An 18,688-nucleotide genomic window follows, 5' to 3' on the forward strand; every position below is an offset into this window, starting at 1 on the left:
GGCACCTCCGTTCAGCGGCGTGAGCGTACCGGAGCCCCTTCCCTCCGTCGAAGCCGGCGCCCCCTGTCAGGCTGGAGGGTACCCCGGGTAGACAACCCACTCCCCGTCACACCGGCATGTCCTTCCACGGCCGGATGGCCAACGGGGCCCGGAACGCCTCGATGATGGCGTGCATCTCCCATGGCGTTCGCGTGTCCTTCAGCGCTTCCAGGTACAGGCAGCGCCGCGCCACGGCCGTCAAATCGAACGCCCAGTACATGCTCATCAGCGGGTTGATCCACAGCGTGCTGCCCTGCGTGCGCACCGTGCGATGCACGTCGCCATACTCCCCTTCCAGCGCCGACACCACGGAGAGCGAGACGATGCTCGGCGCGTTGGCCATCTGCTCGCACACGTACGCCACGGCCTCCTTGAACAGCGCCACCTCGGGCATCGGCTCCAGCAGCGCGGTGACGCCCAGGTAGGCGCCCTCCTTGCTCAGCGCCGCCACCGCCTCCAGGAAGTGCGCGTGACAGACGCCATGGTACGTGTCCACCCCGAAGCCCAGGCACACCACCAGCTTCTCGCGCACCGGCAGCGCATGCACCGCGCCCAGGCTCGCGATGTCCTCCTGCGGCGTGCCCAGGCCTATCTCGTCCCCGCGCATGAGGATGTCCGTGCCCCCGTCCACCAGCACCACCGCGTCGAACCCCAGGTGCGCGTGCAGCGCGGCATACGCCTCGCGCAGCGGCGCCATCCCCGTCTTGTCGAAGCAGTAGACGGACACCTGCTCGCCCCTGCGCTCGAACCAGCGCGCGAGCCACCCCTCGGGGAAGTAGTACGCCCGCGCCTCGGTGGACGCGTCCACCCGGTACACGCCGGGCACCGGCCGCTCGCACTCCAGCGCCTCCAGGTTCGTGAAGCTCAGGTTCGCCAACGTCACCGTCTTCCCCAACTCACGGAGCCGGAAGTACAGCGGCAGCCCGCTGAACACGTCGAAGCCGCCTCCGCCGCCCGCGATGAGGATGTGACGAGCCGATGCGAGCCGCTCCATCAGGGGCGAAGTGAACAAGTCCATGCGAGCCGTCCTTTCCCGAGCCGTCACGGACGCCGTGCCTGCGGCGCCATCCCGGCCGCTCCGGTATATAGCGCCGCCATGTCCACCCTCATCCTCAGCGCGAAAGAGTTGCGCGGCCTCTACACCGTCGAGCTCGGCCTGGACGCCGTCGAGCGGGCCTTCCGAGCCCACGGTCTTGGCGAGTCGCTCATGCCTCCCAAGGTGTACCTCTCCCTGCCGCAGTACGACGGCGACTTCCGCGCCATGCCGGCGTTCCTCGACGGCGCCGCGGGCGTGAAGTGGGTCAACGCCCATCCCCAGAACCCCAAGAAGCACGGCCTGCCCACCGTCCGCGCCCTCTACATCCTCAGCGACCCGGACACCGCGTCCCCGCTCGCCATCCTCGACGGCACGCTGCTCACCGCCTGGCGCACTGGCGCCGCGGGCGGCGTCGCGTCCAAGTTCCTCGCGAAGCCCAAGCCCAAGACGCTCGGCCTCGTCGGCTGTGGCGTGCAGGCCCGCGTCCTCATCGACGCGCACCGCGCCATCTTCGGAGAGCTGGAGCTGCTCCTGGCCGACGTCTCCGAGGCCTCCGCCAAGGCCCTCCAGGCCGAGAAGGGTGGCCGCGTCGTCAGCCTCCAGGAAGCCTCCGGCGCGGACATCGTCTGCACCTCCACGCCCTCGCGCACCCCCGTGGTGAAGCGCGAGTGGCTCAAGCCCGGCGCGCACATCAACGCCATGGGCGCGGACGCTCCCGGCAAGCAGGAGCTGGACGCGCGCATCCTCACCGAGGGCCGCGTCTTCATCGACGACACCGACCAGGCCCTCCACTCCGGCGAGGTCAACGTCCCCCTCCACGATGGCCTGCTGAGCGCCGAGCAGATTGCCGGCACCCTCGGAGAGGTCATCGCCGGCAAGAAGCCCGGCCGCACCGGAGACGAAGTCACCGTCTTCGACTCCACCGGCCTCGCGCTCCAGGACGTCGCCCTCGCCCGCGCCCTCTACGACGTCGCGCGCACCCGGGGCGTCGGCCAGACGCTCGACATCGTCGGCGGCTGAAGCGACACGCGGCATACGAGCGCTGACCAGGCCGCCTGCAACGCGGGTGCGTGACGCCCCGAACCCCGCGTGACGAGGAAGTCGGACCTCCAGGTCCTTCCAGACCGCATGAGGGTGCGCCGCTCTCTCAAGGAGGGCCGGGGTCACTCAAAACCCCGTTATCACTGAGACTGTCCGATTTTCATCTACTGGACAGTTTCAGCATTCGTGGAGTATTTCACGAATACGCGCTGCCTGTGGGGGGGCCACTCACTCTTTGGACACGCCCGTTCGGACCGGAAACCTGGGAGGGATTCCGGCTCTGATAGCGGCACGCCACGTCCCAGAGCCCCGAAAGGTGTCGCGCAAGGCGCCAATCGACTGGCGCCAGCCATCCACCTTCTTCGGAGCTCCATGTCTTCCCTTGCTACCTCGTCGCGGCGTCCCGCGCGGCGGCCGGCCCTCATCGGCCTGCTGACGCTCGTCGTCGCCTTCTTGTCCGCGCCCGCGTCGGCGCAGACGCAGACCAACACCCAGGCCACCCAGCGCGCCATCAACTTCCTGAGCGCGGACGTGTCCAACTGGGTCACCGCCAACGGCTGCGCGGCCTGTCACCGCGTGGGCGCCACGACTTTCGGCATCGCCGCGGCGCGCGCCAACGGCTACGACATGAACGCCGTCGCCTCCAACGGGCGGACCAACCAGTTCAACCTGGAGTTCCTCGGCCAGCGCATCAAGAACGAGCAGCTCGCCAACGGCTCGTGGATTCACGAGGGCGTCTCGTTCCGCAACGAGAAGACGTCGTACTCCACGTTCGGCCTGGCCGGGTATGACCAGAACGTCTCCACGCAGTACAGCGCGACGCTGGTGGCCGCGGCCAACTGGGCGCTCTCCACGCAGGAGGCCAGCGGCCGGTGGGCGTCGGACCACGCCAGCTTCCCGGTGGACCACGGCAGCCTGCCCACCACCGCGCGCATCATGACGGGCATCGCCCAGGCGAAGCAGCGCGTGGACCCGGCGCGGGCCGCGCAGTACCAGGCCGCGCTGGACCGCTCGGCCGCGTACATCCGGGCCAACCTGGACAACGGCGACACGTCCGCCACCGGCAACGGCATGCCGTACACCTTCCAGGTCGCCTGGGCCGTGGTGGGCCTGAAGGCCGCGGGCCCCGGCCCCGGCAACGCGAACCTCACCGCCATCGACACCCTGGCCAACCGGCTGCTCACCCGCGCCTCGCCCGGCAACCCGGGCTGGGGCGACTTGCCCAACGGCGCCGCCAACGACGTGGCCACCGGCAGCGCCATCTACGCGCTGTGCCTCGCCGGCCGCGAGCCCGCCACGGACCCGCGCGTGCGCAGCAGCATCGAGTGGCTGAAGACGCGCCAGTCCCCCGACGGCAGCTGGCGCACCGGCTCCGCGACGTTCGACATCCCCACCACCTTCGCGTCGCTGGGCCTGTCCTGCTACGGCGACTTCAGCGTGCACGTCACCGTGGTGGGCGAGGCCCGCAAGGAGCTGGCCATCGCGTCCCCGCAGGGACAGCAGGTCACCTTCACCTTCAACGTGAAGAACCACGGCTACCAGGCGGACACCTATACGCTGAGCACCACGGGCGGCCTGCCCGGCTGGGCGTCCTCCCCCAACCCCATCAGCCTCTTCCTCCCCGCGGGTGGCGACAGCACCGTCACCGTCACCGTCACCGCGCCGCCGGGGCTGATTCCCGCGCTCACGTCTGAGTTCACCCTGGTCGCCGCGTCCGGTGGCGCGCCGGGCGTGTCCGGCTCCGCGCGCGTCAACGCGTACACTCCGCCGCTGCCGCCCGTCACGGGCCTGGCCACCGTCACCACCATCCAGGCGCCGGCCGTCAACGCGCACATCACCATCGGCACGGGCAACGTGTTGTCCGCGCGCGTGCGTGACGTGAACAACGTGCCCGTCGTCGGCCCCACCAACCAGGGCGTCGTCACCTTCTACGTCGCGGGCGTGCCGGTGGGCGCGGACGCGGACCTGGATGGAGACGGCCTCTTCACCTTCAACTGGGTGCCGCCCACGGACACGTGGACGGTGACGGGCTCGCAGGACTTCCGCGCGGTGTACTCGGGCGTGGAGCGGACGGCGCCGCAGGTCAACCTGCTGGGCAGCACCGACGCGCGCACCGTCATCATCGACGCGTTCCCTCATGACACGCCGTCGGTCACCATCGGAAACCCGCCGGCCTACACGCGCGAGACGACGCTGGACATCTGGGGCTATGCCACGCCGCGCGCGCCCGGCGCCGTCATCACCTACGCGGCCTTCACCATCAATGGCTCCACCGTCATCCCCCTGACGCCCGGCAACGGTGGCCTCATCTACACCACCATCACCCTGACGGAAGGCCCCAACATCATCCAGCTCACCGCGCGCGACAGCTTCGGTGGCGTCACCACCAAGCAGGTCAACCTCACGGTGGACCGCGTGCCGCCCATCCTCACCATCCAGTCGCCCGTCAGCGGCGCGGCGCTCAGCGGCCTCAACGTCACGGTGACGTCGTCGGTGCAGGACCAGACGCCGGTGCGCGTGGAGACGCAGTGGGTGGCCACGTCGCTGTTGGAGTTCGGCAACGGCACGGTGGAGCACACGGTGCCCATGAACTACGGCGACCAGGTCATCCTGGTCCGCGCCACGGACAGCGCCTTCAACGTGACGGAGAAGCTGGTGTTCATCTGGGTGGACCCGGGCTCGCCCGTGGTGAGCACCAACCCGGCGGACAACCAGCTCTTCGGCCCGCTGACGAACAACCAGCTCACGTACACCGTCAACGTGCAGTCGCTGTCCGCGACGACGGTGCGCATCAACGGCGGCGCGCCCGTCGCGGTGAACCGCGGAGGCGGCGCGGTGCAGACGACGCTGACGCTCAACCCGGGCGTCAACAACCTCTCCATCGTCACCACGAGCGAGACGGGGATGACCACCACCACCACGCGTCGGGTGAACTACGACACGCAGGCGCCCGTCGCCACGCTGCTCGCGCCCACCGTGGGCAGCACCGCCAGCGGCACCATCACCCTGCGCGCCCGCATCACCGACAACTTCGGCCCGGTGTCCAACATCGGCTTCAGCCGCGACATGTCCGGAATCCGCCAGGGCACGCTCCAGCCCGACGGCAACTGGACGGCGCAGCTCGATACGACGGAGCTGCTCGACGGCGCGCACACCATCGACGTGTGGATGAGCGACGGCGTGGGTAACTCCACCGTCCAGCGCTTCAACTTCTTCGTCGACAACTGATGTTCCCCCCGCGCTCGGGGTGGCCTCGAAACACGGAGGTCATCCCGGGCGCACGGGCGTCCGCGGTGCGGGTCGAGAGAATCCGAGCGCCTCTGGAGACAAGGGGACACGCGGCTGGCCGCGGGTGATGGGCAGGCGAGCACGTGGGCGCGGAGCCCTGACGCCTGGGTGCGCAGGTTGGACGCGTGGGCCCTCCGCGCGACACCCCGCCAGACACCGAGGTCGGCCCTCCCGGCGTGAGCGTCACGCGTCGGTTCCACCACTCCGTCGGCGACTTCCTGCGCGACCTCACCCGGGTGGAGAAGCGCTTCTGGGTGCTGGTGGTGACGGTGGGGCTCATCGCGGGGCTCGGCGCGGTGGGGCTGCTCAAGGTGCTGCGCTTCACCCAGGAGCTCTTCTGGCGGAGCGCGTCGGAGGACTTCCTGTCCGGAGTCGCGGCGGCGCCCACGTGGCGGCGCCTGCTCATCCCCGTGCTGGGCGGCGCGCTGGTGACGTTGCTGTCGCTCGTCGTCGGTCAGCCGCTGCGGGGCCACGGCACCGCCGGCATCATCGAGTCCATCTGGGTGCGCTCGGGACGGCTGCCCCTGCCGCGCGCGCTGTTGCGCGGGTTCGTCTCCATCCTCGCCGTCGCCCTGGGCGCGCCCCTGGGCCGTGAGGGCGCGTTGCTGTCCACGGGCGCGGCGAGCGGCTCTGCGCTCGCCCGGTGGCTCCGGCTGGGTCCGGGACAGGCGCGCCTGCTGGTGGCCTGTGGGGCCTCGGCCGGCATGGCGTCCGCGTACAACGTGCCCATCGGCGCGGCCCTCTTCGGGCTGGAGGTGCTGCTGGGCAGCTTCGCGCTGGAGCTGTTCGGCCCCATCGTCGTCTCCTGCGTGGTGGCCACGCTCGTCTCGCGCCTGCTCATCGCGGACCATCCCAGCTACGTCATCCCCGACTATGCGCTCCTGCACCCGCGCGAGCTGCTCCTGGCGGTGGTGCTGGGCGCGGTGCTCGGCGTCGCCTCCGCGCTCTACGTGCGCGGCGTCAATGTGATGTCGGACTTGCTGGACCGCGCCGCGTCGTGGCTCGCGCCGTTCCTGCCGCTGCTGGCGATGACGCTCGTGGGCCTCGTCGCGGTGGGGCTGCCCCAGTTGCTGGGCAACGGCTACGACGCGGTGAACTCGGCGCTGCTGGGGCGGATGCCCCTGGCGCTGCTGCTCGTGCTGCCCCTGGCGAAGCTCGCGCTGACCTCGCTGTGCGCGGGCGCGGGGGTGCCGGGCGGACTCTTCACGCCGTCGCTGTTCTACGGCGCGCTGCTGGGCGGCGCCTTCGGAGTGATTGCCGAGCGGCTGCTCCCCGGCAGCGCACCCAGTGGGGCGTATGCGTTGCTGGGCATGGGGGCGGTGCTGGCGGGGACGACGCATGCGTCGGTGTCCGCGGTGCTGCTCATCTTCGAGCTGACCGGGGACTATCCGCTGGTGTTGCCGCTGATGCTCAGCGCCGTGGTGTCCGCCACCGTCAGCCGGCGCCTGGAGCCCGAGTCGCTCTACACCTCCGTGCTCAACCGCCGCAACGTGCGCATGCCGGCCACCATCCCCCATTGGCTGCGACAGGAGGGAGCGCGGGCGTTGCTGAAGCCGGTGAGCCAGCGCGTCTCACCGTCGGCGCCGTTCCAGGAAATCGTCGCGTTGCTGCTGGAGGCCCCCTCGGGGGAGGACCTCTACGTCACGGATGAAGAGGGCCGCTACCGGGGCATGCTCGTGCTGGATGCGCTCAAGGGGCATGTGCCGGACCACTCGCTGCTCCAGGCGACCATCGCCGAGGACATCATGGACACGCAGGTGCAGCCCATCACCCCCGACCTGTCGCTGGGAGAGGTGGCCTCCCGGTTCACGCTGACGGCGCTCGAGCGGCTGCCCGTGGTGGACGGTGGCCGACGGCTGCTCGGAACCATCTCCAAGAGGGACGTGTTGAGCCAGGGAACGTTCTGAAGTTCGAGGGCCCGCACACGTGAACGAGCGAAAGGGACTGCGAGGACCGGCGCGCGCGTGGAGCATCGTCGTGATGTCGTTGCTGTGCGCGGTGCTCGGCGCCGTGTTGCTGCGCCAGCCCGTGCCTCCCGTGCCTCGGGGCACACCGCGCGTCGAGGCGCCCACCGAGGAGGAGCGCCCGCTGACTCCCGAGGAGCGCCGCTCCATGTACCGCGCATGGCCCATGTTCGAGGGCTGGCCGCTGCCCCAGCTTCCGGCCGGCGACCTGGAGCCGGAGGAGCCTCCGCGGTCCGCTCCACGTGAGGGCGAGCCACCTCCTCGGACGACCGCTCCCGAAACACGCGAAGGACACGAGGCACCCGCTCGGAAGACCCAGGAGTGACGGAGTCCCTCGCCACCCGTGAGTCGAAGCGGAGGCCACTCCGCCTCCGTGCGAGGAAGCAGCGGCTCGCCTGCCCTCCGAGCCCGGCACCGAGCCCAAGGCCCCTGGGCTCGTTCCAAGATGACTGTCATTCGGGATTCCACGGACTCGATGACACGACTCGTGGATTCCTCTCCCCGGCCCCCGCGCTGCCATCGCTTCCTGCTTTCGGCACCGCGTCATTCGCGCTCTGAGCGCGGCAACACTTCACGTTCGGCCCTCGCGTGGGGAGGGGTGATGGCGACTCGCCTCGCTTTGTTTGTGATTGAGCGCATCCGCGCGATGATTCGGACTAGGCGCCAAGGCACCTGGGCGTGAACCACGCGCGGTCCGGCCCATGGGTACACAACTTGATGTCCGTCCGCGCGCTGTCGCCTCGCATTGCCTCACCCGCCTCGCTGGGCCTCGTGCTCACGCTGTTGTGGCTGTCCGTCCCATCGGCGCGCGCGGCCACCAACGCGGAAGTCGCGCAGAAGGCGCTCGACTTCGTCAGCGCGGACGCGGTGACGTGGTCCGGCATCTTCGGCTGCACCGCATGTCACCGGCATGGCGCGGCGCTCTACGGACTGGCCCACGCGAGCGCCTCCGGCTTCGACCTGGACGCCGTCACGCGCAACGGCCGCACCAACCGCGAGAACATGGAGACCATGGCGCGGGAAATCCAGGAGCAGCAGGAACCTGACGGTTCCTGGATTCACGAGCGCATCCACTACCGCAACGCGCGCTCCAGCTACGCGGCCTTCGGGCTCGCGGGCTACGACGCGAAGGTGGGCACGCGCTACTCGGACGCCCTGGTGCGCGCGGCCGACTGGGCGGTGAGCACGCAGGAGCTGAGCGGCCGCTGGGTGGAGGACTTCCCCTTCGAGCCCGTGGGCGCCTCCAACATGGGCATCACCGCGCGACTGATGACGGCGGTGGCCCAGGCTCGCGAGCGCGTGGACCCGGCCAAGGCCGCCCAGTACCAGCAGTCGCTGGAGCGCGCCGCCGCGTACCTCCGCGCGCACCTGGACGACATGACCGACGGGCCGCTGGAGGACAGCCAGCGCTACACGTTCCAGGTGGCCTGGACCGCCGTGGGCATGAAGGCCGCAGGCCCCGGGGCACAGGGCGAGAACACCGCCGCGCTCGAAGCGCTGGCCTCGCGCCTGCTCGCGACGCGGGCGCAAGGAGACTCGCCGGGCTGGGGCAACCTGGACGGCGCGCCCGCGGACGAGACGTCCACCAGCCTGGCGCTCTACGCCCTGTGCGTCGCGGGCCGCAAGCCGGGCTCGGACGGGCGGATGACGCAGGCGCTCGAGTGGCTCAAGTCGCGGCAGACAGCGGACGGAAGCTGGGGCGTGGGCACGCGCTACCCGGACATCCCGACGACGTTCAGCGCGCTCGCGCTCTCGTGCTTCGGGGACTTCAGCGTCACCGTCGCCGTGGACGGCACCCCGCGCAGACCGTTGGAGCAGGACCTGCCACGAGCCCAGAGCGCCCAGTACACGCTCACCGTGCGCAACCACGGCTACAAGGCGGACTCATACACGCTCGAAACCCAGGGCGGGCTGACGGGGTGGACCGCGACGTTGGACCGCACCACGCTGGAGCTCGGTCCCGACGCGGAGGCCTCCGTCACGCTCACCGTATCCGCGCCTCCGGGGCTCGCTCCGTCGCTCTCGTCGAGCGTCATGGTGGTGGCCATCTCGGACAGCACGCAAGGCGTGAAGGGCTCCGCGCTCGTCACCACGTACACGAATCCGCCGCCCCCCACCGAGGGCCTGCCCACCGTCACCACCGTGGTGGCACCAGAGGACGGCCAGCTCACGGTGGCGCTGGACAACGTGCTCTCCGCGCGCGTGACGGGTGAGGACGGCTGGGTGGCGCGAGGCCCGGGCCTGGGCGTGGTGACGTTCATGGTGGCGGGCGTCACCGTGGGCACCGACAACGACGCGAACGGGGACGGCGTGTACTCGGTGGTGTGGCGGCCGCGTGGGACGTGGGGCGTGTTGGGGCCGTCGGATATCCGTGCGGTGTACTCGGGAGTAACGCTCCAGCCGGTGCGGGACAACCGCCTGGGCAGCTCCTCCTCGCGCGCGGTGGAGATTCTTCCATCGCCCTACCCTCCGCCCCTGGTGACGCTGTGCGGACTGCCTGACTTCACGAGCGACGCCACGCTGGAGGTGTGTGGCTACGTGACGGCCCTGGCCCCCGGCGCCACGCTCGAATCCGTGGCCTTCATCATCCACGGCGAGCGCTACCCGGTGGAGCCGGACTTCAGTGGAGGCTTCGTGGAGACGCGGCTTCCGCTGCGCGACGGCGCGAATGTCATCCGGCTGGTGGCCACCGACACCTTCGGCGCGCAGGCGAGCCAGGAGGTCACGGTGATGGTGGACGCCACCGCGCCGGAAATCACGGTGCTCTCGCCCGGGGAGGACTCGATGCTCGCGGACGGACAGGTGGAGCTCCGCTTGCTCGTGCGCGACTGGTCACCGGTGCGCGTGGAGACGAACTGGATTCACGGCACCGACCTGCCCGCGGGCGGTGGCGTGGTGACGCACACGGTGGGGCTGGAGCCTGGAGCGAACGAGCTGCTCATCATCGCGACGGACGCGGTGGGCCACGTGACGGAGCGCATCGTCCGCGTCTGGGTGGACACGCAGGCGCCGTGGGTGGCCACGGGGCTTCCGGACGGGTGGCTCGTGGGGACCCAGCCCGGGGACGTCCTGGCCTATGACATCGGCGTGTACGCGGAGTCGGCGACACAGGTGGAGGTGACGCCCGGAGGAGGCACGTACCCGGTGCCGCGCGGCGGTGGCGGAGTGCAGGCGCTGCTGCCCCTGGTGCCGGGCGACAACGTCTTCACCGTGACGGTGACGGGCGAGTCGGGGCTGAGCACGACGCTCACTCGCACGGTGCGCTACGACAACGCGCCTCCGGTGGTGGCGGAGCTGCTGATTCCCCGAGCGGATGGGACATACAGCGGCGTGGTGATGTTGACTGCGCGCGTGACGGACGACGTCAGCGGTGTGAGGAGCGTGGCCTTCACTCGGGACGGCTCGGGCATTCGCGGCGCGGAGCTGAACGAGGAGGGCCTGTGGACCGCGGAGCTGGACACGCGCGAGCTGGTGGACGGCGAGCACACCGTGGAGGTCTGGCTGGAGGACGAGGCGGGGAACTTCAGCCTCCTCACGTTCCCCTTCTCCACGGACAACACGCCGTAGCGCGTGGCTAGGGACGGGTCCGGGACAGCCTGCGCATCAGCGCCGCGTGCGCGGGGTGCTCGGACACCAGCGACTCCGGGGTCGGCATCTCCCAGTCGGAGAAGTCGAAGCCCGGGGCCACCGTGCAGCCCACCAGCGAGTACGCGCCCCGAGACTCCGCCGCCTGCAGCACGCCCGCGGGGACGACGAACTGGGGTTGCTCGCCCTTCGTCACGTCGCGCCCCAGCACCACGGTCTCCAGCCGTCCGTCAGCGCCCACCAGGTACAGGGCGAGCGGCGCGCCCTCGTAGGAGTGCCACACCTCGTCGGACGTGACGCGGTGCCACGCGGCGAAGGTGTCCCGGGTCAGCAGGTAGTAGATGGCCGTGCTCGCGGAGCGAGTGCCCCGAGGGGTCTCCACCTTCAGCGCCGCGCGGTACATCTCCTTGTAGAAACCACCCTCGGGGTGCGGCAGGAGGCCCAGCCCGCGAATCAGCTCGTCGACCATGGGCGGGAGTCTACGCGCCGTCAGCGAGGCAGCGGGGTGGCGACGTAGTCCGTCCCGTTGGCCGCGTGGCATCCATGACAGGTGTCATGTCCCCGGCCGTAGTAGTTGTCGTCGTAGTCCGGCCCGAAGCCCTCGTAGAACACCCACGTGTTCTTGCCCGAGCCCTCGGACACCTTCACGTCGAGCGCGTACCCTCGCACCGTCCTCCCGTCCGACTCGAACAGCTCCTTCACGGTGATGCTGCCCACCGGGTGCGTGGCGTTCCCCGCCATCATCGACTCGGCCAGCGGTGCGTTGAAGAACACGCGAACCTTGTCCCCGTGGGAGTTCACGGACTTGCGCGGCGCGGGCTCCGCGAGCCACTCCAGGTAGCGCCCCGCGCGCACGAAGGCGGTGATGCCCGCCTCCGACGTGTCCAACTCCCCCACCATGCCCAGCCCTTCGTCCACCGAGGAGGAGGGGCCACAGGCGGCCAGCAGCAGGAGCACGGCGCACGGCGGAAAGCGCATTCTCACGGAGGGGACCTCGCGACGTGACGGCGGGCCATGAGCCCACGGAAGGGGTGTCGTCCCCGCTACGTCGGCGCGCGGCCCGTGGTTACAGCCCGGAGGGGCATGGATTCCAGGAGGGTCCTCCGACCTCCAAACGCGGCCCCCTACCTGTTCCATCTTCCAACGTGGGGCCACCCTGTTAGGTTGTGACCCAGGAGGTCGTCACCCATTGCTCCAACCCAACCCCCGGGTCCCGTCGATGATTGCCCCCTTCTTCTCCCGTCCCGCATCCCCACCCCACGCCACCGTCCCGGTGCACCGGAGGTCCCCATGACGACGGGCCATCCGCTCGCGCTGCGTCCGGGGATGAGGGTGGGCCCCTGGCGCGTCCTCGGCCGGCTGGGGCAAGGGGCCTTCGGCGCGGTGTTCCAGGTGGAGCACGGCGGCCGGCTCCATGCGCTCAAGTTCGCGCTGCGAGGACCGGGCAGCGAGGACCTGGACCGCACGGACGCGCGGGCCATCCGCGAGCTGGCGTGTCTGCTCCACGCGGTGCATCCCCACGTCGTGCGCGTCTGGGCCCACGGGCGCTGGCCCGACGCTCGGACGGGCTTCCACTACGTCGTCCTGGACTACGTGGAAGGCGCCACCCTGGCCGCGTGGGTGAAGCGCGAGGCCCCCTCCGCGCGTCGCGTGGCGCGCCTGTTCTCCCGACTGGCCCGGACGCTCGGGGAGCTGCACGCGCGCAACGTGTTCCACCGCGACCTCAAGCCCTCCAACATCCTGGTGCGCGCCGTCGATGACGCCCCTGTCCTCGTCGACTTCGGCAGCGCGAACCACGCCGAGTCCCTCCCTCTCACCGAGGGCCCCCTCCCACCGGGAACGCCCCAGTACCGCAGCCCGGAGGCCCTGCGCTTCCACCGCGAGCACCACTCCCAGCGAGGCGCGCGCTACGCCTTCCGCGCCACGGATGACCTCTACGCGCTGGGCGTGACGCTCCACGAGGTGCTCACGGGCACCCCGGCCTTCTCGCCCACCCTTCCCCGAGAGGTGCTGGCCGAGCACATCGAGACGCGCATGCCGCCGCCCGCCTCCACCCTGAACGCGCGCGTGCCCCTGGCGCTGGAGGCCATCACCCAGCGGCTGCTCCGCAAGCGTCCCGAGGACAGGTTCCCGGATGGAGGGACGCTGCATGAGGCGCTCGAATCAGCGCTGAACGACGCCACGTCCGACTGGGACCGCCCCCTCTTCGAGCGCCCACCTCCCGAGCGGAGCGCGCCGTCGCCCCGACGCCTCTCCGGTGAGCCCGCGCGGATGATCCGCGGCCCCTCGAGGAGACTCACCCCACCCCGAGGCTCACGCCTTCAGTCGAGGCCCGTGGCGTCATCCGAGGGTGGCACCCAGGCTCGGCCCAGAGAGGCCCGCGGCCCAGGCGCGCGCGCGGCACGACGGGAGCTGATCATCACGCTCAAGCCCTGGATGGTGGGGGCGTGGGTGGCGTTGCTCCTCCTGCTCGGCTGGGCGCTCCTGGCCCTGCGCTGAGCACGAGGGGCAACCCCTCCCGAGGCTCCAGCGGACCTTCACCTCCAGGTCCGCGAGCCCAAGACACGGCCCCCGCGCGCATGGCGCCGGGGCCCGGGTGCCTCACTTCTTCTTCTGCTGCATCGCGGAGGCAACCAGGTTCATCAGCTTGAGCTGCACCGGGGACAGCTTGCGCAGGTTGCGCATCAGCCGCCGCATCTCCGGCGTGTCGTCCTCGCGAGACTTGCCGCCCGTCTTCTCCTTCGTGGGCGGCGGCGCGGCCAGGTCATCACCCAACCCCAGCAACTGGTGGGGCGGCACATTCAGCACCACGCACAGCCGCCGCAGGTTCTGCACGCTGGGGAGCATGTGGCCTCGCTCCAGGCGGCCGTACACCTCCGACGCCATCCCAATCCGCTCCGCCACATCGGCCTGCGTCAGGCCCATCCGCACCCGGGCAGCCCTCGCCGCCGCGCCCAGCATGCTCGCCAGTTCTGTGTCCATGCGTGTGTCAGTCGTCCACGAAAGAAGGGCCCCGCTCCAGGCGCCTCGGAAGCCCCTAGATAACCCTGAAGGTCGGGTACTTTCACCATACCTTCAGCGTTTTTTCAAACACGCGCCACGCCTCGCGCGCCTCTGTCGCGGCCTCCGCTTCACTCGCATTCGAGCCTCACGCGCCACCGTCACGTCACGGCGCGGAAGACACGCTCTCCTCCACATCCATCAGCGCGCGACGTCGCTCCGCCGCGGTGAAGAGCAGCGCCAGCGGCAACCCCAGGAACACCGAGTGCAACACGAGTTGGGGGAACTGCGGCACGTCGAGGAACCACGGGTAGTAGCCGCGCGCGATGAACTGGAAGTCCACCAGCCACACCGCGATTCCGAAGAGCATTCCCACCGCGGCCTGGAACTCCCAACGTCCCCGTCCATCCGGCGGCAGCAGCGCGTCGAGGAACGAATAGAACACGCCCACCAGCGCGGACACGGCCAGGTGGAAGCCCACGCCCGCCAGCACCATCGTGCCCTCGGGGAAGCCCTCGCCGAAGACGCGAGGCCCCAACACCACGCCCGCCGACATGCGCACCGGCCGCATCGGACTGTCGCCCGCCGCCAGCGCCATCACCACCTCCGCCAGCCCCAGCACCACGCCCGCGACGACGCCGAACAGCAGCCCGTTCGTGGCAGACCAGGGGGTGTATTCGCGCCGTGCCGCCATGGCTTCTCCTTGTCTTGTCGGGGCCCAAGCCCACCCCGTGTGTCAAAACGTGAGCACGCGGGCCCCGGGCGGGCAGCCAGAGCACAAGGACGGCTCGGGGTGCCGCCTCCTCCCCTGCCACGCGGACAGGCCCCGTCCTGAAGCGCCGCGCCACGCCCGCTCCCTCGCCCCACGCTCGGGCGGAGGACCCCTCGACGCCCGTCGTTTCTTCCGCCCCGCATGGGATGGCTTCGGTAACTCCTTCCAGTCCCGAAGCATCCACCCCGCACTCCGAGGGGAAGGACCGGTGGATCCGCGCGGGCACGGCAATCGCAAGGGGTGACACCGAAAGGAACGTCGCCCCCGGAACATGCCGCAGTCCCGCCCCCGCCTCCCAGGACCGCACCGCATCCACTACTCGCCCCAGGCGTGGCGAGAGGTGGGCCGCATGAGCGCGGAGACGTTCGGCGCGCTCCAGGGCGCGCTGGAGCGGCTGGGAGACGGCCTGGTGCGCGAGCCGCGAAACGAGGCGAGCGGCACCGGCCGCCACGAGGTGCCGCGCCACGGGCTCGTCCTGGACTACGCGTGGGACGACCGCTCGCGCACGCTCACGCTGCTGTCGTTGGAGCGCGAGCCGTGAGCACCCGGTGCGCGCGCGGCGTCACTCACGCGGCGATGGGCAGCATGCTCCGCACGGCATCCAGCAACTCCTCCACGGAGAAGGGCTTGCGCAGGAGGCCGTTGGCGCCGGGGGGAATGTCCGTGGTGACGGCGGTGAGCACCATCACCGGCACGTTGCGCAGTCGGGGAATCGCCTGGCGACGCGCGAGGAACTCATGCCCGTTCATCTCCGGCATCATCAAGTCGAGCAGGATGAGGCGCGGCACGTAGCGCACGTCGGAGAGCTCCTCCATCGCCTCGCGCCCATTGGTCGCGATGGTGACTTCGTAGCCCTCGCTCTCGAGAATCTCCGCGATGGCTGCACGGATGTCGTCCTCGTCCTCCACGACGAGCACGGAGCTGTGCTTCGCGATGCTGCTGGCCATGGTGGACAGCATAGAGTCCCCCTCCCCCTCACGGCGACCCGGTGTCCCGTTCGACACGGCGATAGTGGACAGAATCGTGCGTGCGCTCGGGCTTCGTCACGCATCCCGCCGGGGAGGATTCACTCACTCGCGCGGCCTGGCGTGCACGCGAGGCGTGGGCGGATGTCACGGGTGGGGTGGCGGCGAGGTGACGAAGGACCGGCCAGGTTGACCGCTCACCACGGAAACGTACATTCCCGCACGAGTGTCTCGGGCCCCAGGGGCCCGGGACTTTCCCGCGCGCCCTTCCACTCCCTAGCTTGAGGCGCCATGTCCCGCACGACGGACAACTCGTTGACACGACACCTCCACGGAGGCCCGGGGAGGACCTGGAAGGCTCGGGCCTGGGCCGAGTTGGAGACCGCGCGCGCGCGGGTGCTGCGCATGCTCTCCGGCCTGCCGGAGCACGTGCTGATGAACCAGCACTCGCCCTTGATGTCACCGCTCATCTGGGACGTCGCGCACGTCGCCAATTATGAAGAGCAGTGGCTCTTGCGCGCGCTCGGCGCACCCGCGCTGACGGACCCGGCCTTCGACGCCATCTACGACGCCTTCCAGCACCCCCGGCGCACGCGCGCCATGCTGCCGCTCCTGCCGCCCGAGTCCGCGTTCGCCTACGCCGCGCGCGTGCGAGAGGCCGTGCGAGCACACCTGGCGGACCATGTGCCCGAGGACAGCGAGGCGCCGCTGCTCGTGGGGGGTTATGTCTTCGGGATGGTGGCGCAGCACGAGCAGCAGCACGCGGAGACGCTCGCCGCCACGCTGCAACTGATGACGGACGTGGAGTACCGCATCGTCTCGCCGCGGCCACACCCGCGTCCGGTGCCCGTCTCCCGGCAGCCCGTCTTCATCTCCGGCGGCACCGCGCGCCTGGGCAGCGAATCACCATGGGCCTACGACAACGAGAAGCCCGCGCACGCGCGCGAGGTGGCGCCCTTCCTCCTGGACGCGCACCCCGTCACCAACGGGGACTACCTGGCCTTCGTCGAGTCCGGTGGCTACGACGACGCGCGCTGGTGGCACCCTAAGGGCTGGGACTTCGTGCGCGCGGAGCAGTTGCGCCATCCGCAGTTCTGGCTGCCGCAGCAGGGCGGACGCTGGCTGCGCAGGCGCTTCGGAAGGGTGGAGCCGCTGCCCTCGAACGAGCCGGTGCAGCACGTGTGCTGGTACGAAGCGGACGCCTATGCGCGCTGGGCGGGACGACGGCTGCCCACGGAGGCCGAGTGGGAGACGGCGGCACGCGGCACGGATGGTGTCGCGCGCGAGCACCCGTGGGGTGACGATGTGCCCACGCATGCGCGCGCCAACCTGGGCGGCGACGGATGGGGGCCCGCGCTGCTGGGCAGTCATCCGGAGGGCGTCAGCCGCGACGGTGTCTGGGGCTTGTTGGGAGATGTCTGGGAATGGACGGCGAGCGATTTCCAGCCCTACGCGGGCTTCCGCGCATACCCCTATCGCGAGTACTCGGAGGTCTTCTTTGGCGACGACTACAAGGTGCTTCGAGGAGGTGCCTGGGCGAGCGCGCCCGTGGCGGTACGCAATGGCTTTCGCAACTGGGATTACCCCATCCGCCGGCAGATTTTCGCTGGCTTTCGTTGTGCGTCAGAGGTGTGAGGTGAAGCGATGCGGTCGACAGTAGAGCCAGCGGAGACGACTTCGGGCGAGGGGACGCGGGGCGTTCCCGGGGTGAAGGTGGAGGTGTATGTGAAGCCGGGCGACGCCAAGCGCGCGCTGCGGCAGGAAGCGCTCCAGGGGCTGTGCTGCTCACCCAAGGAGCTGTCACCCCGGTGGCTCTATGACGAGCGGGGCAGCCAGCTCTTCGACGACATCACCCGCCTGCCGGAGTACTACCCCACGCGGCGCGAGCGGGAAATCCTGCTGGCCCACGCCAGCGACGTGGCGAGGCTGAGCGGCGCGACGACGCTCATCGAGCTGGGCAGCGGCACCAGCGAGAAGACGCGCCTGCTCCTGGACGCGATGGAAGAGGCCGGGCAGCTCTCGCGCTTCGTGCCCTTCGACGTGAGCGAGGCCTTCCTGCGCCGCGCGGCGGCGACGCTGGCGCGCGAGTACCCGGGCATCACCGTGCACGCGGTGGTGGGTGACTTCGAGCACCACCTGTCCCGTCTGCCCGCGGGTGGACGCCGGCTGGTGGCGTTCCTGGGCGGCACCATCGGCAACCTGAAGCCCTTGGAGCGCGCGCGCTTCCTGCGCGAGCTGTCCGCGGGCCTGCAGCCCGGCGACGGCCTGCTCCTGGGCACCGACCTCATCAAGGACCGGGACAGGCTGTTCGCCGCCTACAACGACAGCGCCGGGGTGACGGCCGAGTTCAACCGCAACGTGCTGCGCGTGCTCAACCGCGAGCTGGGCGCGGACTTCAACCCGGACGCGTTCCAGCACATCGCGCCCTTCGACGAGAACAACTCCTGGGTGGAGATGCGGCTGGTGTCGCAGCGCACGCAGTCCGTCTGGCTGTCCTCCCTGAAGCGTCGGGTGGACTTCACCGAGGGCGAGGTGCTGCGCACGGAGGTGAGCTGCAAGTTCGAGCAGGCGCGCGTCGAAGAAGAGTTGGACGCGGCGGGGCTGGGACTGGCGGCGTGGTGGACGGACGGAGCGGGTGACTTCGCCCTGTCCCTCGCGCTCAAGCGCGGCTGAGTTCCACGGGCTCGGACCTGGGGTCGGGCATCACCCGGCCACCAGGTCCGGCGTCCTCCCGACGACTAGCGGCGGGGGTTGCGACGGGACTGCACGCGCACGGGCACGGGCTGCGGCTGGGGCCGCGTCCAGGCGAACCACAGCGCGGCCAGCACGGTGACGGCCAGCCCTCCCGCGGCGAACAGCCGCTCCCCCACGGGGCTGAGGTCCACGGTGGCAAGGTGAAGAGGGAGCATTCCGGTGAACGACATGCGGGGAACTCCTTGCGGGGCGCTGCGTGGAGGTCCGGAGGATGGGCTGGGGTGTTGACCCACCACGGGCCGGG

At 70.4% G+C, this 18,688-nt stretch carries 16 protein-coding genes; 9 read left to right on the forward strand and 7 right to left on the reverse strand.

Annotated elements, in window-relative coordinates; translation table 11 throughout:
* Nucleotides 1–106: 106 nt before the first annotated feature.
* A complete protein-coding gene (locus G4D83_RS31750; protein WP_163868605.1) occupies nt 107–1,057 on the reverse strand; it encodes a DUF1152 domain-containing protein in 951 nt (316 codons plus the stop codon).
* Between the two features lie 78 nt (nt 1,058–1,135).
* Between G4D83_RS31750 and G4D83_RS31755 the strand changes: the two genes are divergently transcribed.
* The 5 genes from G4D83_RS31755 to G4D83_RS31775 all read left to right on the forward strand — a co-directional run bounded on the left by G4D83_RS31755 (nt 1,136) and on the right by G4D83_RS31775 (nt 10,935).
* Nucleotides 1,136–2,095, forward strand: a complete 960-nt coding sequence (locus G4D83_RS31755; protein WP_163868606.1) for an ornithine cyclodeaminase family protein — start codon at nt 1,136–1,138, stop codon at nt 2,093–2,095.
* A gap of 393 nt (nt 2,096–2,488) precedes the next feature.
* Complete coding sequence (locus tag G4D83_RS31760; RefSeq protein ID WP_163868607.1) at nt 2,489–5,344, forward strand: Ig-like domain-containing protein; 2,856 nt, start codon at nt 2,489–2,491, stop codon at nt 5,342–5,344.
* 236 nt (nt 5,345–5,580) lie between these two features.
* A complete protein-coding gene (locus G4D83_RS31765) occupies nt 5,581–7,311 on the forward strand; it encodes a chloride channel protein (RefSeq protein WP_163868608.1) in 1,731 nt (576 codons plus the stop codon).
* A 19-nt stretch (nt 7,312–7,330) separates the two neighbouring features.
* Nucleotides 7,331–7,693, forward strand: a complete 363-nt coding sequence (locus tag G4D83_RS31770; protein WP_217911644.1) for a hypothetical protein — start codon at nt 7,331–7,333, stop codon at nt 7,691–7,693.
* Between the two features lie 392 nt (nt 7,694–8,085).
* Nucleotides 8,086–10,935 carry an Ig-like domain-containing protein gene (locus tag G4D83_RS31775; protein WP_163868609.1) on the forward strand — a complete coding sequence of 950 codons (2,850 nt, stop codon included), beginning with the start codon at nt 8,086–8,088 and terminating at the stop codon, nt 10,933–10,935.
* Between the two features lie 7 nt (nt 10,936–10,942).
* Here the strand turns inward: G4D83_RS31775 and G4D83_RS31780 are convergent, their stop codons facing one another.
* Together G4D83_RS31780 and G4D83_RS31785 are read right to left on the reverse strand one after the other, a co-directional pair.
* Nucleotides 10,943–11,422 carry a cupin domain-containing protein gene (locus tag G4D83_RS31780; protein WP_163868610.1) on the reverse strand — a complete coding sequence of 160 codons (480 nt, stop codon included), beginning with the start codon at nt 11,420–11,422 and terminating at the stop codon, nt 10,943–10,945.
* A 20-nt stretch (nt 11,423–11,442) separates the two neighbouring features.
* On the reverse strand, nt 11,443–11,937 hold the full coding sequence (locus G4D83_RS31785) for a cytochrome P460 family protein (protein ID WP_163868611.1): 495 nt from the start codon (nt 11,935–11,937) through the stop codon (nt 11,443–11,445).
* A gap of 306 nt (nt 11,938–12,243) precedes the next feature.
* Here G4D83_RS31785 and G4D83_RS31790 point away from each other — a divergent pair, with 306 nt between their 5' ends.
* Nucleotides 12,244–13,452: a serine/threonine-protein kinase gene (locus tag G4D83_RS31790; protein WP_163868612.1), complete on the forward strand. Its 1,209-nt coding sequence runs from the start codon at nt 12,244–12,246 to the stop codon at nt 13,450–13,452.
* Between the two features lie 102 nt (nt 13,453–13,554).
* Here G4D83_RS31790 and G4D83_RS31795 read toward each other — a convergent pair whose 3' ends face one another.
* Together G4D83_RS31795 and G4D83_RS31800 are read right to left on the reverse strand one after the other, a co-directional pair.
* Nucleotides 13,555–13,935 carry a helix-turn-helix domain-containing protein gene (locus G4D83_RS31795; protein WP_163868613.1) on the reverse strand — a complete coding sequence of 127 codons (381 nt, stop codon included), beginning with the start codon at nt 13,933–13,935 and terminating at the stop codon, nt 13,555–13,557.
* Nucleotides 13,936–14,119: 184 nt separating this feature from the next.
* Nucleotides 14,120–14,647 (reverse strand): hypothetical protein, encoded by a 528-nt coding sequence (locus G4D83_RS31800; RefSeq protein WP_163868614.1) that lies wholly within the window; start codon nt 14,645–14,647, stop codon nt 14,120–14,122.
* Nucleotides 14,648–14,996: 349 nt separating this feature from the next.
* Between G4D83_RS31800 and G4D83_RS31805 the strand changes: the two genes are divergently transcribed.
* The gene (locus G4D83_RS31805) at nt 14,997–15,266 is read left to right on the forward strand and encodes a hypothetical protein (protein WP_240356815.1); all 270 of its coding nucleotides are present in this window, start codon (nt 14,997–14,999) and stop codon (nt 15,264–15,266) included.
* A gap of 25 nt (nt 15,267–15,291) precedes the next feature.
* On the opposite strand, the gene G4D83_RS31810 is transcribed toward G4D83_RS31805, so the two are convergent.
* Nucleotides 15,292–15,684, reverse strand: coding sequence for a response regulator (locus tag G4D83_RS31810; protein ID WP_163868615.1), 393 nt, complete (start codon nt 15,682–15,684; stop codon nt 15,292–15,294).
* 297 nt (nt 15,685–15,981) lie between these two features.
* Here G4D83_RS31810 and egtB point away from each other — a divergent pair, with 297 nt between their 5' ends.
* Both egtB and egtD read left to right on the forward strand, forming a co-directional pair.
* A complete protein-coding gene (egtB, locus tag G4D83_RS31815) occupies nt 15,982–17,325 on the forward strand; it encodes an ergothioneine biosynthesis protein EgtB (protein WP_163868616.1) in 1,344 nt (447 codons plus the stop codon).
* 9 nt (nt 17,326–17,334) lie between these two features.
* Complete coding sequence (gene egtD, locus G4D83_RS31820) at nt 17,335–18,363, forward strand: L-histidine N(alpha)-methyltransferase (protein WP_163868617.1); 1,029 nt, start codon at nt 17,335–17,337, stop codon at nt 18,361–18,363.
* A gap of 65 nt (nt 18,364–18,428) precedes the next feature.
* Here egtD and G4D83_RS31825 read toward each other — a convergent pair whose 3' ends face one another.
* Nucleotides 18,429–18,614, reverse strand: a complete 186-nt coding sequence (locus G4D83_RS31825) for a hypothetical protein (RefSeq protein ID WP_163868618.1) — start codon at nt 18,612–18,614, stop codon at nt 18,429–18,431.
* Nucleotides 18,615–18,688 lie beyond the last annotated feature (74 nt).

Origin of the sequence: Myxococcus eversor (assembly GCF_010894455.1) — a bacterium.
In the GTDB taxonomy this organism is placed as follows: domain Bacteria; phylum Myxococcota; class Myxococcia; order Myxococcales; family Myxococcaceae; genus Myxococcus; species Myxococcus eversor.

Excerpts from the sequence above, each read along its gene's own strand:
- G4D83_RS31755 (WP_163868606.1), top strand. The coding sequence starts at position 1,136 with ATGTCCACCCTCATCCTCAGCGCGAAAGAGTTGCGCGGCCTCTACACC.
- G4D83_RS31795 (WP_163868613.1), bottom strand. The coding sequence starts at position 13,935 with ATGGACACAGAACTGGCGAGCATGCTGGGCGCGGCGGCGAGGGCTGCC.
- G4D83_RS31750 (WP_163868605.1), bottom strand. The coding sequence starts at position 1,057 with ATGGACTTGTTCACTTCGCCCCTGATGGAGCGGCTCGCATCGGCTCGT.
- G4D83_RS31810 (WP_163868615.1), bottom strand. The coding sequence starts at position 15,684 with ATGCTGTCCACCATGGCCAGCAGCATCGCGAAGCACAGCTCCGTGCTC.
- G4D83_RS31760 (WP_163868607.1), top strand. The coding sequence starts at position 2,489 with ATGTCTTCCCTTGCTACCTCGTCGCGGCGTCCCGCGCGGCGGCCGGCC.
- egtD (WP_163868617.1), top strand. The coding sequence starts at position 17,335 with ATGCGGTCGACAGTAGAGCCAGCGGAGACGACTTCGGGCGAGGGGACG.
- G4D83_RS31805 (WP_240356815.1), top strand. The coding sequence starts at position 14,997 with ATGCCGCAGTCCCGCCCCCGCCTCCCAGGACCGCACCGCATCCACTAC.
- egtB (WP_163868616.1), top strand. The coding sequence starts at position 15,982 with ATGTCCCGCACGACGGACAACTCGTTGACACGACACCTCCACGGAGGC.
- G4D83_RS31790 (WP_163868612.1), top strand. The coding sequence starts at position 12,244 with ATGACGACGGGCCATCCGCTCGCGCTGCGTCCGGGGATGAGGGTGGGC.
- G4D83_RS31825 (WP_163868618.1), bottom strand. The coding sequence starts at position 18,614 with ATGTCGTTCACCGGAATGCTCCCTCTTCACCTTGCCACCGTGGACCTC.
- G4D83_RS31775 (WP_163868609.1), top strand. The coding sequence starts at position 8,086 with ATGTCCGTCCGCGCGCTGTCGCCTCGCATTGCCTCACCCGCCTCGCTG.
- G4D83_RS31780 (WP_163868610.1), bottom strand. The coding sequence starts at position 11,422 with ATGGTCGACGAGCTGATTCGCGGGCTGGGCCTCCTGCCGCACCCCGAG.
- G4D83_RS31800 (WP_163868614.1), bottom strand. The coding sequence starts at position 14,647 with ATGGCGGCACGGCGCGAATACACCCCCTGGTCTGCCACGAACGGGCTG.